Raw genomic sequence first — 14290 nt, forward strand, 5'->3', positions numbered from 1 at the left:
GCTATTCGTCCCCGGCCGGCTGAGTGACGAAGTCGATCAGTTCTTCCACCCGGCCGATCAACGCCGGCTCTAGGTCGGTCCAGTCGCGTACTTGCGAACGGATGCGCCGCCACGCCGCGGCGATGTCGGCCTGGTCGGCGTGCGGCCAGCCGAGCGCATCGCACACGCCGTGCTTCCACTCGATGTGCCGCGGCACCCTCGGCCAGGCGGCCAGCCCAACTCGTTGTGGCTTGACCGCCTGCCAAATGTCGACGTAGGGGTGCCCGACGACCAAAGTGTCGGAGCCGCCCGGTCCGCGGCGCACCACCTCGGCGATGCGCGCCTCTTTCGACCCCGCGACCAAATGGTCAACGAGAACGCCGAGCCGACGCCGCGGGCCGGGCCGGAACTTGGCGACGATCTCCACCAGGTCGTCGACGCCACCGAGATGTTCGACGACGACACCTTCGATTCGCAGGTCCGCTCCCCATACCGCCGCGATGAGTTCAGCGTCGTGTCGGCCCTCGACATAGATCCGGCTGGCCCGGGCCACCCGGGCACGCGCGCCCGGCACCGCGACCGAGCCGGATGCCGTTCGCCTCGGGCCGGCAGCCGCTGCGCACCGCGGCGCGGTGAGGATCACCGGCAGGCCGTCGAGTAGATACCCGGGGCCCAGCGGAAACCCGCGGGTCTTCCCGTAGCGGTCTTCCAAGTCGATGCGGCCATATTCGACTCGGACCACCGCACCGACGTAGCCGGTCTCGGCGTCTTCGACGACCATGCCGAGCTCGACCGGGTGCTCAACCGAGCGGGGCCGGCGCCGCCCGCCTGCGGCAAGCACGTCGGTTCCATAGCGATCCAGCACGCCGCAATACTAGGGAGCCTCTCTGCCGGTCATCGCCGCGACGCGCCGCATGGGTTCTCGGAAAATGCTTGTACCAGTCGACTTTCCGGCGGGCCAACGTCGCCAACCGATACTCGGCTCCAACGCCATGGGTGACGGGATGCCCGGATCACGTGTCACACCACCCGCGCACCCTTGCGGAAGAATATCCGTAAGTCTAAACTTACGGTTCGTGTCCACTTACAGATCACCGGATCGCGCTTGGCAGGCGCTGGCGGACGGCACTCGCCGGGCCATCGTGGAGCGGCTGGCGCACGGCCCGCTGGCCGTCGGCGAGTTGGCCCGCGACCTGCCCGTCAGCCGACCCGCGGTGTCACAGCACCTCAAAGTGCTCAAGACCGCCAGGCTGGTGTGCGACCGCCCCGCGGGAACACGCCGCGTCTACCAGCTCGACCCGACAGGCCTTGCGGCATTGCGCACCGACCTCGACCGGTTCTGGACACGCGCCCTGACTGGCTACGCGCAGCTCATCGACTCCGAAGGAGACGACACATGACACGCCCGCGAACCGATGCCATCCACCACCACGTTGTCGTCAACGCCCCGATCGAGCGTGCGTTCGCCGTGTTCACCACGCGGTTCGGCGACTTCAAGCCTCGCGAGCACAATCTGCTTGCTATCCCGATCACCGAGACGGTATTCGAATGCCATGCGGGAGGCCATATCTACGATCGCGGTGTTGACGGAAGCGTGTGCAAATGGGCGCGCGTGCTGGTCTATGAACCGCCCAGCCGGGTGCTATTCACGTGGGATATCGGCCCGACTTGGCGGCCGGAAACCGATCTGGCCAAGACCAGTGAGGTCGAAGTCCGCTTCACCGCGCAGTCCGCCGAGACGACACGCGTCGACCTCGAACATCGCCATCTCGACCGACACGGTCCGGGCTGGGAGTCGGTCGCCGACGGCGTTGACAGCGAGGCCGGATGGCCGTTATACCTACGCCGCTATACCGACCTGCTCTGCATCCAGGTGCAGCCATGATCGCGGCAGACGACGATACCGAGAAGTCCATGATGGACATGGCCCGCGCCGAGCGGGCCGAACTAGCGGCGTTTCTGACTACCCTCACACTGCAGCAATGGGAAACACCCAGCCTGTGCGCCGGGTGGAGCGTCAAAGAAGTTGTCGCACATATGATCAGCTACGAAGATCTCGGCGTTTTCGGGTTGCTCAAGCGCTTTGCCAAAGGCCGGATCGTCCGGGCCAATGAGGTGGGTGTCGACGAATTCGCTGGGCTCAGCCCACAGGAGTTGGCCGACTATGTCGGCCGGCATCTCCAACCGCGTGGGCTGACAGCGGGTTTCGGCGGAATGATCGCCCTCGTCGATGGCATGATCCACCACCAGGATATCCGCCGCCCGCTCGGTCAGCCCCGCACCATCCCCGCGCAGCGACTTGACCGCGTGTTGCGGCTGATGCCGAAGAACCCCAGGCTGCGAGCTCGGCCACGCATCAAAGGGCTGCGACTGCGAGCCACCGACCTCGACTGGACAATCGGCACCGGGCCCGAAGTAACCGGGCCCGGCGAAGCCTTGCTCATGGCAATGGCCGGCAGGCCAGCGGCGGTCAGCGACCTCTCCGGCCCCGGAAAGCCCACGCTAGCCGGACGACTCGGTTAACGACAGCTACAGCGACGGCGTGAACGGGCCGCCGCAGTCAGCCAGACAATCGGCGTAATTCCAGTTCGCCAAGAACTTTTGACCCGCCTGAAATCCGCGTTGGTAAAGAGCCTCGCGTTGTTCGGCGGTGATGTCGAAGTCGATCGGACTCACGTCGTGGGCGGGCACGAAGATGGTGCGCCGAACGGTACACGGATCGTCGATGTAGGCGTTGTCCTGATTGCTCACCAGTGTTTCGATCGCCGCGATGCCCAACGACACTGGCCCTTGGACCGGCCGGGTAGGTGGAATGCCCGGACGCGCTGACAACCTGATCCCGAACGTGGGCCATCGCGGTTCAGCGTCGGTTCGGTCGAACAGCGCCACCGGAAAGTTCGACAGCAAGCCACCGTCGACCCAGGTAGCGCCGCGCACCCGAACAGGCTCGAACACAAACGGGATCGCCGATGAGGCGTGCACCGCACGCGCCACCGAGAAGTCGTCCGGGTGGATGCCGTAGGAGTCCAGGTCCCACGGGATGCGAACGAGTCGGCGACGGGATAGGTCGCTGGCGGTGACCACCAGCGACCAGGCGAACTGTTCGGGTGCCTCGCCGGTGCGCAAGTCGCCAAAGGTGTGCACGCCTAGGTCAGCGAGCAAACCGCCGAGCAGCTGTTCCAGATAGGCCCCGCGGTAAACGCCGTCCGACAACAGCAGAGAAAGTCCCCCGCCGATCAACGGCACGTGTCCTATCAGATTGCGGTCGAGGAACTTCGGGTAGTCGATGCTGCGCATCATCTCGGCAAGCCGCGTCACCGGCTCACCGGCCGTTTGTAGGGCCGCGACCAGCGACGCGACGATCGCACCCGCGCTGCTGCCCGCCACCCTGGGAAATCGGTAACCGGCATCGGCCAGCGCGTCCACCGCTCCAACCAACCCTATCCCCCGGACCCCGCCGCCTTCACACACCAGGTCGACGCGTGCTGTGCTCACCAGCGCCACGTTAGCCCGGAATCCGACGCCCGTCGACGGCGAAGAAGTGCAGGTGTCCCGGTGTGGGACATAGCCGCACGCGACTACCCCGCTCGGGCGGGCCGCGGCCGTCCACTCGAGCGACGATTGACTGGTCCATTTCGCAGCCGCCCGACACGATTCGGCCATACAAGTAGGCGTCCGCTCCAAGTTCTTCGACCATGTCGACGTCCATCTCGATGCCGGCGCCGCCCAGCTCCAAATGTTCGGGGCGAACACCGATAATGACCTCGGCTGCCGTACCGACGACCGCACGCGGCAGCAGGATCTGCCAATCACCCAGTGACACCGTGGAATCGGCGATGGAAAGCCTGAACAGGTTCATCGCCGGGGAACCGATGAACCCCGCGACGAACACGTTGCCCGGGTTGCGGTAGAGCTCTCGAGGCGAAGCACACTGTTGCAGCACACCGTCAGACAGCACCGCGACGCGGTCACCCATCGTCATGGCCTCGACCTGGTCGTGAGTGACATACACGGTGGTCGTACCCAGTTGCCGTTGTAACGCGGCGATCTGATTGCGGGTTTGCCCGCGAAGTTTGGCGTCAAGATTGGACAGCGGTTCGTCCATCAGGAATACCTGTGGGCGCCGCACGATCGCACGACCCATCGCCACCCGTTGCCGTTGGCCGCCGGAGAGATCTTTCGGCTTGCGATCCAGATAAGATTGCAGATCAAGCAATTTCGCTGCGGCAAGCACCCGCTCGCGGATCTCGGCCTTGCCGATCTTGGCGACCTTCAACGCGAAGCCCATGTTCTGCGCCACCGTCATGTGCGGGTAGAGGGCGTAGTTCTGGAACACCATGGCGACATCACGATCCTTGGGATCGACCTCGGTGACGTCGCGCTCGCCGATCCGGATACGCCCACAGTCCAGCGTCTCCAAGCCAGCCACCATCCGTAACGACGTCGTCTTGCCACATCCGGACGGCCCCACCAGGACAACGAACTCGCCATCGCCGACGATCAGGTCGAGCCGATCCAGGGCCGGTCGGTCCGTGCCGGGATAGCGCCGGGTTGCCTGCTCAAAACTCACCGAAGCCATGGTTACCCGCCGAGCCCAGTCACCGCGATACCACGGACAAAGGAACGTTGTGCGACCGCATAAAGGATGACCAACGGCACCAGCATCAGCATCGACGCCGCCATCAGCACCGGCCACCGGGCGACGTATTCGCCCCGCAATCGGACCAGGCCAAGGGTGAGCGTCGCCAGGCTGTTTCGCTGGATCATCAGCAGCGGCCACAGAAAGTCGTTCCACACGTTGACCCAGGTGAGCACACCCAGCACCAGCACCGCGGGACGTGAATGCGGCAGCAGAATCCGCCAGTAGATCTGCCACGGCGAGCAACCGTCGAGAATCGCGGCTTCCTCGAGATCGGTCGGCAGCGTGCGGAAGAACTGCCGCATCAGGTAGGTACCGAACGCGCTACCGAACAATCCCGGCACGATCATCGCCCACGGCGTATCCACCCACCCCACGATCCGCATGAGAATGACCTGTGGGATGACGGTCACCGTCAACGGCACCATCAAAGTGCTCAAGTACAAGACGAACAACGTATCGCGGCCCCGGAACTGCAGTCGCGCGAAGGCATAACCGGCCAACGAGCAGAAGAAGACCTGCCCGGCGGTGACACATCCGGCATACAGCACGGTGTTGAAGAACATCCGCCAGAACGGCATCAACGCGAACACCTCGCGGTAGTTGGACCATTGCGGATGCGACGGGAACAGCGTCGGCTCGGTCACCTCGCCGTCCGCCTTCAGGGAGCCCGACAGCGCCCAGATGATAGGGAACAGCGCGCACCAAGCGATCCCGATCAGTCCCGCGTACAGGGCAAGCCCACGAATGAAGTGGCGGTGGACTATTCGATCAGCCCAGCCCACGGGACGCCTCCCAGGAGCGCCGGTGCGTAATTCGCAACTGCAGCACGGTCAACACCAGCAAGATGGCGAACATCACCCACGCCAACGCGGACGCATAGCCGAATTCCAGGAACGAAAACGCGTGCTGGAACAGCATGATGCCCAAAACATAGGTAGCCGTCTCGGGACCACCGTTGGCACCGGTAAGGACGTAGACAAGGTCAAACGCCTGGAACGCGTGGATGATCGATATGACAACCACGAATGACAATGCCCCCCGGATCAGCGGTACCGTGATGGACACGAACTGGCGAATCTCGCCGGCACCATCGATCCTGGCCGCCTCGTACACAGTCTCCGGAACCCCCTGCATCGCGGCCAGCAGGACGACCGTGGCGAAGGGCACACTGCGCCAGACGCTGACCAGGCAAAGCGAGACCATGGCCCATCGGGGTTCGATTAGCCATGGGATGGGGCCGATTCCCAGCCAGCCGAGCATGATGTTGAGTAGGCCATTGTCGGTGTTGAAGACGAACTGCCAGACGACCGCCATCACCACCGAGGAAATCGCCAACGGCAAGAAGACGACCGTCCGAAAGAGGCTGATGCCTTTGATTTTCCGGTTTAGAAAGGCGGCGACGACGAGGCTGACGATAACGGTCGGTACCACGGTGCCGACGGTGTAAACCGCGGTGTTGACCACGGCGATGAGAAACAGCGGATCAGAAGTGAAGAGGTTTCTGAAATTGTCCAACCTCACGAACGTCGCATGCGTAAACAAGTCCCACTTCTGAAAGCTCATGTACAGCGAGAATCCCAGCGGAAACAGCATGAACACCACAACGGCAGCCAAGTTCGGCGCGACGAACATACGCCCCGCCCACGCGCGTCGCCCCCTGCGCCGTGTCATGGATTGCGCAGCACTTCATCGACGGCCTGTGATAGCCCGGTCAGCGAGGTCGCCGGCCGGGATCCACGCAGCACGGGTCCGAAGTAGCGGTCCATCAGGGCGGCGATCTTCTCCCAGGCCGGGGTCACCGGCAAGCCTTCCGAATAGGCCGGCCCCTCGCTGAGCACGGCAAGATTGCCTACCCTGCGGTGGGCGTTGGCGAATCCGTGCGAGTTGATCGCCGATCTCAGCACCGGCACGAACAGGCGGGATTCGCCGATCAATGCCTGCCCCACCGGGCCGGTCGCGAACTTTACGAATTCCCACGCCTGGTCCTTGCGTCGACTGGTCGCCGCAATGGCCAGCCCGGTGACACCGATATCTGAACAGGCGGCTCGTCCGCGCGGACCGATGGGCAGTGGGGCGACGTCGAAGTCCAGACCGTCGGCACGGTCGAACGTCTGATATCGCCAGTGCCCGGCCAACGCGATCCCGGCCTTGCCCACAGAAAACAGGTCCGCCGTCGACATCGACTGCTGCTCAGCAGCGCTGGGGGCCACCTTGTGCTTGTTGGTCAGGTCGGCGTAGAACTGCACCGCTTCGAGGAACCCATCGTGGTCGAAATTGAGGTGGGTGGGATTCATCCGCGGAACCGACCACGGTACACCGTTATTCATGGCGAACAACCCGGCAGCGTAGAACGAGACCCACGCGTTGACGAAGCCCCATTGCCTGTCCCGTCCCGACCGGCCCTGCTTGGTAAGCGCCTGGGCGGCATCCAGGAATTCGGCGAAGCTCCATGGCCGTTCCCAGCTACCGGGCGGCGGTGGCACGCCGGCGTCGTCGAATAGCTGTTTGTTGTAGAACAAGAAGTTGCCGGACCATTGCTCCGGAAAGGCGTACTGGCCTCCGTTGAACGTGAAAGTCTCATACAGGGCCCCGATGCTGTCCGATTTCAGCTCCGCGGCGAAAGCCTGGTCGCGCGCCAATAGCGTGTTCAGGTCAAGCAACACCCCCCGGTCGGCCAGTTCGGCATAGGTCAGTTCCCATGCCATCAGCACATCCGGACACTTGCCACCCGCGCAAAACGTTGCGAGCTGCTGCATGACGCCGGGTCCGGACAACAGGGCCCGTACCTTGATATCGGGATAGCGCCGCTGGAATTCGTTGACGACGCGCATCCGGGGACGGAGCTCGTCCGGATTGGCTGCAAAAAAGAAAGTCAACGCGTCATCGTCATCGGCAGCACACCCAGCGGCCCAGGGAGCCAGCGAGGCCGCAGTAAGCGCGCCCGCACCCCGTAACAGACTGCGCCGCTCGAACGGCTTATTGACCATCGTGCTCCCGATTTTGGGTCCTGTGGTACAACGACCGTCAGGCTGGGAAGTACCGAATCCGATTGATCCGGTTGCCGCGCCACGGCACGTCGGCGAACATGATGCCGCGCCGGTGGTCCGACGCGAGCGACACCGCGACGGTGGATCCGGCACCGGTCACCTTGGTCCAGCTAGCCCCGCGCAGCTGCTCGAACAGCTCGACAATGTCGAGTAGCTCATCCTCGCCTAAAGTCATTGTGGCAGTGCGTGATAACGCGTGATACGCAGCGGACTTGTCTGCCCGGGACGCGGCGTTGAGGAACGTTTCCACCAGCTTCTTGTGCCGCCGGCCCGCCCGGCGAAAGCCGGTCAGGAATCCTGCGGTGCCGCCCAACCCTTGATTGCCTAGCAGCGCTCGCGACAGTTGCAGGGCGGGTCTTGTGGCCCCCGATCCCGTGCGCAGAAACTGCAGCATCATCGCCGGCAACTCCCAGTACGCCCGCAGTGCGGCAATCTGCCACTCGCCGGTAACCGGTCGTAGGTCATAGCGTAGGAAGGCGGGAATGAACACCGTCACAGCCGAGTCCATCGCGACCTCGAGTTCGAGATCGCGCAGCACCACCGTGCCGGAGACGATATCCAGATCGCGATGGAACGTGATATCCCGCGGCCCGATGAAGGTGTCGTAGAAGCGGCCGATGGCCTCATGCCCCACCTGCGGCTGCGAACCCACCGGGTCTTCGACCCGCGCGTCACCGGTGAACAACCCGACCCAGCCGGCGCGGTCGTGCGCGGCGGCCGCTTGCGGCGAGCGCTCCACCGCCGCCAACAGTTCATCCCGGTTCGGCGGTGCCATCAGGAGCTGCAAACCAACTCGACGCTGGCGGTGCGCATCTCCTCCAGCGCGGCGACGGTGGTATCGGCCGACACACCCGCTGTCAGGTCCACCAGCACCCTGGTGGCCAAGCCATTGCGTACCGCGTCCTCGGCCGTCTGGCGCACACAATGATCGGTGGCAATACCGACCACATCGACCTCATCGACGCCGCGTTGCCGCAGCCAATTCAGCAGTGGCGTGCCGTTCTCGTCGACTCCTTCGAAGCCGCTGTACGCTCCGGTGTAGGCACCCTTGTAGAACACCGCCTCGATTGCCGACGTGTCCAGACTGGGATGGAAGTCCGCGCCGGGAGTACCGCTGACGCAATGCGGTGGCCACGACGAGGAATAGTCCGGTGTGCCGGAGAAGTGGTCACCCGGGTCGATGTGGAAGTCCTTGGTTGCCACGACGTGATGGTAGTCCGCCGCTTCGGCCAGGTAGTCGCTGATGGCGCGGGCCAGCGCGGCGCCACCGGTTACCGCCAGCGAGCCACCCTCGCAGAAGTCGTTCTGCACGTCGACGATGATCAACGCCCGCATACGTCCACCATACGTTCGGGCGACTGCCCGGGCAGTTTGCCTACCGACGCGGCAGCCACAGATATAGGGTCCATGACGCCGCGACGATCGCGAACATGACCAGCTGAGCGGCGGCCACCCAACCGGCGGGATAGATCACGCCGGTGATGTAGTGAGCGACAAATCCGTCCGGTGACAGAGGTGTCATCGCGGCCTTGGTGCGAGCCCAGCGCTCCACCCAGGTCAGCGGGCAGTCGACCCGCTTAGCGGCGATGCCGATCCCCCATATCACCGCCGGAACATGCAGCCACATCGTGCGTCGCCACCGCAGGGCAAGGAAACCGCCGGCAAGGACGTAAGCGATGAAAGCGAAGTGCATTACCACCGTTGATACAACGACGGTTTCGTACATCTCTCGGGTTGCCTTTCCAGGTCGCGGCGCTCCGGCCACTGACAGAAAAGGTTCAATTCGCCAGCGAAAACCCGTCCCATGCGATCCGGCGGTGCTGATGCGGATCGAACTCGATGCGGCACCTGCGGTCGAAAACCAGGACGGCACGGTCGTCTTGGGTGTAAGCCGGCCAGTCGTCGCCCGGAACACCAATTTGGCTGAAACAACGCCAGCGGCGTTGCACCTCGTTGCTGACCCGAAGGGCGGCACGGCGGTCGGCGGCGGCGGTCAGCAATGCGCCAAATCTGGTGCGATAGATGTCGAAGACGGCAAACAGTTCGGTGGCATGGGTGGCGCCGAAACCCGACCAGCGCAGCGTCCGTGGCGCGTAGTCATATCGGTATAGGTAGGTGGGCGCATTGGCGCCGTGAGCCTCGGCGATCTGCCAGGCCGCCGAGCTAAAGGCGAAGTCACCACCGAGCTGGATGCACGCCGAGGGCGCAGGGTAATTCGGGTAGGCGGCGGTAATGCGTTCACGATCGGCCGGTTTCATGCCCGACAGTAGCTCTTCAACCATCGGTTCGTTGGTCGGCAGCATCCCCAGAAAGCGGGTGAACAACCGACCCTCTTCGGCGTTGGTTCCCACGATCAGCGGAACCGCGTGCACCCGGCCGGACCGCATCGCCTCGACGGGGTCCATGGGCAGGTAGTCGTCGCCGAACACCGGACCAATCGGGAAGGCGCCCAGCCTTTTCCGCATTCCCTGGCGAATCAGGTGGTGTTGGGCTTCCACCAGCTGCGCGGGGGACGCCTGCATCAACGCATTGGCGGCATCCTGGGTACGCGCGCCGATCAGATTGGCAAAGCGTGCCGCGAACTCGGCGGCCACCTCGCGCGAACGCACCATGCCCGCCGCTGGGCTTTCCGAGATCGCCCTGGCGAATAGGCCTTTGGCGGCTGGCACCGCCAACAGTGTGGCGGTGATATGCGCGCCCGCGCTTTCGCCGAAAATGGTGACATTGCCTGGGTCACCGCCGAACTCCGCGATGTTGTCGTGGACCCAACGCAACGCCAACACCAGGTCGCGCAGGTACACGTTGCTGTCGAGGGTGATCTGCGGTGTCGACAAGGACGACAGGTCAAGACACCCCAACGCGCCCAGCCGGTAGTTGACCGACACGTACACGCAGCCGCGGCGTGCCAACGCTGCGCCGTCGTATATCGGGGTTGCCGAGCTGCCCAGGATGTAGCCCCCACCGTGGATGAACACCATTACCGGCAGCGGCTGGGTGGCTGGCTCTTCGGGTGTGACGACGTTGAGGGTGAGACAGTCCTCGCTGCGGGTCTGGTACCTGCCGATGCCCATCACGGTGTAGCGGCGCTGCTGAGGAGCACAGTTGGCAAACGTGTGGCAGTGCCGTACGCCCGGCCAGGGCTGCGCTGGCTGCGGCGCCCGGAATCGCAGCGAGCCCACCGGCGCCCTGGCGTAAGGGATTGATCGCCAACGGTGCACACCGTCGCGCGTGAAGCCTTCAACGATGCCGGTGGCCGTGCGGGCGCGCACGGTGCGCTCGTGCATAGACCCGACGGTAGCCGACTCCAGGGCCACGCGGCATGCGCAGTGCAGGAATGGGGGCGGGGCGGCTAGCCTGTCGGGATGCGGATCGCCGCGCTGGTCGCAGTGTCGTTGCTGATTGCGGGGTGCTCGCGCGAGGTCGGCGGTGATGTAGGGCAGTCGCAGACCATCGCCCCGCCGGCGCCCGCCCCGTCGGCGGCGCCGTCAACACCACCGGCCGCAGGAGCGCCGATCACCACTATCGTGTCTTGGATTGAGGCGGGTCACCCGGTTGATCCCGCCGCCTATCACGTCGCCACCCGCGACGGCGTCACCACCCAGCTTGGCGACGACGTCGCGTTCAGCGCTTCGTCGGGCACGGTGGCCTGTATGACGGATGCCAGGCACACTAGCGGCACCCTGGCCTGCCTGGTCCGACTCGCGAACCCACCACCCCGGCCCGAGACGGCCTACGGCGAATGGAAGGGCGGCTGGGTCGACTTTGACGGCATCCACCTGCAGGTCGGGTCCGCCCGCGCCGACCCGGGCCCGTTCGTCTACGGCAATGGACCCGAGCTGGCCAACGGGGACACGCTGTCGATCGGGGACTACCGCTGCCGCTCCTATCAAGCGGGCCTGTTCTGCGTGAACTACGCCCATCAGTCCGCGGTCCGGTTCGCCAGCGCCGGGATCGAGCCGTTCGGCTGCCTGAAGCCGGCGCCGCCACCCGACGGCGTGGGCGTTGCGTTCGGCTGCTGAGGTGCACCCGTCACAAGCTGACACGACGAACTAGGTTCAGCGACTGAGATCGCTTCCCGGAAGCGCCGGCCCATCTTCGGACGCCAGCTCAACCACATGAATTTCCCCGGTAGCCCCGTCGACCTCCACCAATGCTCCTGGTGGCAGAAACCGGGTAGCTCCCTGGGCGTCGACCACGCAAGGGAATCCGAACTCGCGGGCGACCACCGCGGCATGTGACATCGGGCCGCCGAGCTCGGTCACCACGGCGGCGGCGTAGCAGAAGGCCGCGGTGTATCCGACGTCGGTGACCTCGGCGACCAGAATCTCGCCGGGCTGCAAATCGTCGATGGTCTCCGGACGCACGATCCGCACCCGGCCGCGCACCCGTCCGCCGCAGACGCCGACTCCGCGTAGAGTGTCCCCGGCTGCCAGCGCCGCCGCCGACGAAGGCGACGGTTCCCAGCTTCCGCTGAACACCGTGGGCGGAACGATGCCGGCAAGCCTGCGCTGTTCGGCACGGCGCCGAGCCACCAGCCCCGACACGTCTGCCGGCAGCGCATCGATTTCATCGACCAAGAGGTAGAACACATCGTCCGGGGTGTCGAAGACGCCGGCCTCGGTCAGCCGGCGCCCGTACTCCCGCAGCAGAGCACGCAGCACCCAGATGGCACGCACCATCCTGTCGCGGCGGACCTCGCGGTCGCGGAGCTGGCGGGCCGCCAGCAACGCAACGGGCTTGGCCCGCAACGGAATCACCGGCGTCGGCGGTTGCGGCGCTGGCACCGCACGTAGCGTCTTGGCTACCATCCGCACCAGCAACTCGGGGTTGTCGGCATAGCTGGTGGCGGCCATCTCGACTTCCGCCGGACCGCGGTGCCCGATCAGCGTCAGCTCGGCCAGCACCGCGGAATGGAACTCCGGCGCCTCGACAGCTAGCTTGTCCAGACGCTCCCCCGGCTCGGCCAGCAACCGAATCACGACCGGATCCCGCCGTGCCGCGGCCACCAGCCGCTGCACCGCCTCCACCGATCGCGCGCTGACCAACTCCGGCCCGGCCGCCGGTGCGGTGTCCCGCCCGCACAATCCTCGCAACAACACGTTGAACGCCGCACACAGCATGAACGACCCCGAGGCCAGCACCCAGCCGTGCACGACGTGGTCACGTGCCAACAAGATCAGGCTCAACAACCGGCGGTCGTCGTGGGTAGCGAGGTTATCGAAGGCGAGACGCTCCAGGCGATCGACGTCGGCGACATAGGCATCGGTGTCGCGGGGTGAGCCGGCGGACAGGCCCACCAGGTTGACGCCGAACACCCCGATATTGCGTAGCGTACGTAACCACCTGCGGGCACGGCTGGATTCCGATGGCGGTCGCTGCGCGCCAAAGATGGGCAGCGAAGCCATGCTGGGTCCGAAGAACCCGCTGTTGCTGACGATCGTCGCCGGCTTGGCGAAGGGGACGGTTGCTGCCATGAAATGCGCCGACGTGATGGCCCCGTACAGCCGGTGGGCGAACACCGCGACGGTCCGCATGGCGATTTCGCGCTGGATCACCCCGCTGGGCCGCAGCCGCTCGGCGATGCCCACCCCGCCGGCACGCAGGCCCCGCACAGTCACCGATGCCGACGACGGCGAGAACGGGCCGGGCAGCGCCTCCGAGAGGTTGGTGGCCAGATAGGTCGGGAAGCGCGGGTCGATCGGCGTGTCGAACTCGCCGTTGGCCCCTTCTGGGCCGGCCAATCTGGGTGCGACACCGTCGTCTGCCGGGGAGTCGACCGCCGGAAGGTCCTGGATGTTAGCCAGCCGCCAAGGCAGGGAAAATGTTCGCTTTCCCAGACCGATCCGGCCACGCACCGCCAGGGTGAAGTCTTCGAGACACTCCTCGGCGTTCCAGGCCGGCTGGAATCCCCAGCGGTCACGCAGGAGCGTGACATCCATCAATGGCGCGCTGTGCAGGAGTTCGAGTTCGGCGAACGAGGTGACACGTCGTAGCACTGGGGAGCCAATAGGCACCATGGGCCGCCCGAGCGCGGCCGCAATGCGCCGAAACGTCAACTCGCCAGGGGCGGCGAGATTAACAGGGCCGCTGTCGATTACCGTGTCCAGTAGCGCGCGAACCAACAGCCGCTGCGCGTCGTCGGAGTGGACGACTTGTACGACGCGATCAGCATACCCGGCGGGTAACACCGGCAGAGCAAACAGCCGCTGCACCCAGTTGTCGACATTTCGACCGAAAATGAGCGCGCAGCGCACGGCGACCCATTCCAGGCCGCAGTCGGCCAGCATCTGCTCGACGCGGGGTTGGTGACCGCTGGACGTGAAAACGATGCGCCCGGTTCCGGTCTCGGCCATCGCCTTGAGGACATTGGCGGTGCCGTCGATATTGATGTGGTCGTTTCGGCCACGCACCCACGCACAATGCGCGACCACATCCGCACCTGTCATAGCACTTTCGACGGCGGTGGCATCCCGGATATCGGCCGCAATGAAATCCGCTGAGCTCGGCCAGCTGTCCGGTCGATGACGTGCGATTCCGACGACCTCGTGACCCTGACTCAGCAATCTGGCGGTCAGGCCGCGGCCGAGAACTCCGCTGGCCCCGGTGACGGCGATTCTCACGG

Annotated in this window: 15 protein-coding genes; 4 read left to right on the forward strand and 11 right to left on the reverse strand. The window is 65.1% G+C overall.

Features of this window, described 5'->3' with window-relative positions; all coding sequences use genetic code 11:
• Position 1: 1 nt before the first annotated feature.
• Positions 2-844, reverse strand: a complete 843-nt coding sequence (locus Rv2033c; protein ID NP_216549.1) for a hypothetical protein — start codon at positions 842-844, stop codon at positions 2-4.
• A 211-nt stretch (positions 845-1055) separates the two neighbouring features.
• Here Rv2033c and Rv2034 point away from each other — a divergent pair, with 211 nt between their 5' ends.
• Genes Rv2034 through Rv2036 form a run of 3 tightly spaced genes read left to right on the forward strand, consistent with a single transcriptional unit; the run spans position 1056 to position 2502 of the window.
• On the forward strand, positions 1056-1379 hold the full coding sequence (locus Rv2034) for an ArsR family HTH-type transcriptional repressor (protein ID NP_216550.1): 324 nt from the start codon (positions 1056-1058) through the stop codon (positions 1377-1379).
• Positions 1376-1864 carry a hypothetical protein gene (locus Rv2035; RefSeq protein ID NP_216551.1) on the forward strand — a complete coding sequence of 163 codons (489 nt, stop codon included), beginning with the start codon at positions 1376-1378 and terminating at the stop codon, positions 1862-1864. The genes Rv2034 and Rv2035 overlap by 4 nt, the downstream gene beginning before the upstream one ends.
• Positions 1861-2502, forward strand: coding sequence for a hypothetical protein (locus Rv2036; RefSeq protein NP_216552.1), 642 nt, complete (start codon positions 1861-1863; stop codon positions 2500-2502). Before Rv2035 ends, Rv2036 begins: the two co-directional genes overlap by 4 nt.
• Before the next feature lie 6 nt (positions 2503-2508).
• On the opposite strand, the gene Rv2037c is transcribed toward Rv2036, so the two are convergent.
• From Rv2037c to lipT, 9 genes are all read right to left on the reverse strand, one after another.
• Positions 2509-3483 carry a transmembrane protein gene (locus Rv2037c; RefSeq protein NP_216553.1) on the reverse strand — a complete coding sequence of 325 codons (975 nt, stop codon included), beginning with the start codon at positions 3481-3483 and terminating at the stop codon, positions 2509-2511.
• A gap of 1 nt (position 3484) precedes the next feature.
• Positions 3485-4558, reverse strand: a complete 1074-nt coding sequence (locus Rv2038c; RefSeq protein ID NP_216554.1) for a sugar ABC transporter ATP-binding protein — start codon at positions 4556-4558, stop codon at positions 3485-3487.
• Between the two features lie 2 nt (positions 4559-4560).
• The gene (locus tag Rv2039c) at positions 4561-5403 is read right to left on the reverse strand and encodes a sugar ABC transporter permease (RefSeq protein ID NP_216555.1); all 843 of its coding nucleotides are present in this window, start codon (positions 5401-5403) and stop codon (positions 4561-4563) included.
• A complete protein-coding gene (locus Rv2040c; RefSeq protein NP_216556.1) occupies positions 5390-6292 on the reverse strand; it encodes a sugar ABC transporter permease in 903 nt (300 codons plus the stop codon). The genes Rv2039c and Rv2040c overlap by 14 nt, the downstream gene beginning before the upstream one ends.
• A complete protein-coding gene (locus Rv2041c; RefSeq protein NP_216557.1) occupies positions 6289-7608 on the reverse strand; it encodes a sugar ABC transporter substrate-binding lipoprotein in 1320 nt (439 codons plus the stop codon). The genes Rv2040c and Rv2041c overlap by 4 nt, the downstream gene beginning before the upstream one ends.
• Positions 7609-7645: 37 nt before the next feature.
• Positions 7646-8443: a hypothetical protein gene (locus Rv2042c; protein ID NP_216558.1), complete on the reverse strand. Its 798-nt coding sequence runs from the start codon at positions 8441-8443 to the stop codon at positions 7646-7648.
• Complete coding sequence (gene pncA / locus Rv2043c) at positions 8443-9003, reverse strand: pyrazinamidase/nicotinamidase PncA (protein NP_216559.1); 561 nt, start codon at positions 9001-9003, stop codon at positions 8443-8445. The genes Rv2042c and pncA overlap by 1 nt, the downstream gene beginning before the upstream one ends.
• Before the next feature lie 40 nt (positions 9004-9043).
• Entirely contained in the window at positions 9044-9361 is a 318-nt protein-coding gene (locus Rv2044c; protein NP_216560.1) for a hypothetical protein, read from the reverse strand.
• A gap of 85 nt (positions 9362-9446) precedes the next feature.
• A complete protein-coding gene (lipT, locus tag Rv2045c; protein NP_216561.1) occupies positions 9447-10982 on the reverse strand; it encodes a carboxylesterase LipT in 1536 nt (511 codons plus the stop codon).
• Between the two features lie 48 nt (positions 10983-11030).
• On the opposite strand from lipT, the gene lppI reads away from it, so the two are divergent.
• Positions 11031-11687, forward strand: coding sequence for a lipoprotein LppI (gene lppI / locus Rv2046; protein ID NP_216562.1), 657 nt, complete (start codon positions 11031-11033; stop codon positions 11685-11687).
• Positions 11688-11723: 36 nt separating this feature from the next.
• On the opposite strand, the gene Rv2047c is transcribed toward lppI, so the two are convergent.
• A complete protein-coding gene (locus Rv2047c; protein ID NP_216563.1) occupies positions 11724-14288 on the reverse strand; it encodes a hypothetical protein in 2565 nt (854 codons plus the stop codon).
• Positions 14289-14290 lie beyond the last annotated feature (2 nt).

The sequence above is a fragment of the Mycobacterium tuberculosis H37Rv genome (genome assembly GCF_000195955.2).
GTDB classification, from domain to species: Bacteria; Actinomycetota; Actinomycetes; order Mycobacteriales; family Mycobacteriaceae; genus Mycobacterium; species Mycobacterium tuberculosis.

Bases quoted from the DNA above. Each gene is read 5' to 3' on its own strand.
- Rv2035 (NP_216551.1), top strand. From the start codon at position 1,376: ATGACACGCCCGCGAACCGATGCCATCCACCACCACGTTGTCGTCAAC.
- Rv2036 (NP_216552.1), top strand. From the start codon at position 1,861: ATGATCGCGGCAGACGACGATACCGAGAAGTCCATGATGGACATGGCC.
- Rv2038c (NP_216554.1), bottom strand. From the start codon at position 4,558: ATGGCTTCGGTGAGTTTTGAGCAGGCAACCCGGCGCTATCCCGGCACG.
- Rv2040c (NP_216556.1), bottom strand. From the start codon at position 6,292: ATGACACGGCGCAGGGGGCGACGCGCGTGGGCGGGGCGTATGTTCGTC.
- Rv2041c (NP_216557.1), bottom strand. From the start codon at position 7,608: ATGGTCAATAAGCCGTTCGAGCGGCGCAGTCTGTTACGGGGTGCGGGC.
- Rv2042c (NP_216558.1), bottom strand. From the start codon at position 8,443: ATGGCACCGCCGAACCGGGATGAACTGTTGGCGGCGGTGGAGCGCTCG.
- pncA (NP_216559.1), bottom strand. From the start codon at position 9,003: ATGCGGGCGTTGATCATCGTCGACGTGCAGAACGACTTCTGCGAGGGT.
- Rv2044c (NP_216560.1), bottom strand. From the start codon at position 9,361: ATGCACTTCGCTTTCATCGCTTACGTCCTTGCCGGCGGTTTCCTTGCC.
- lppI (NP_216562.1), top strand. From the start codon at position 11,031: ATGCGGATCGCCGCGCTGGTCGCAGTGTCGTTGCTGATTGCGGGGTGC.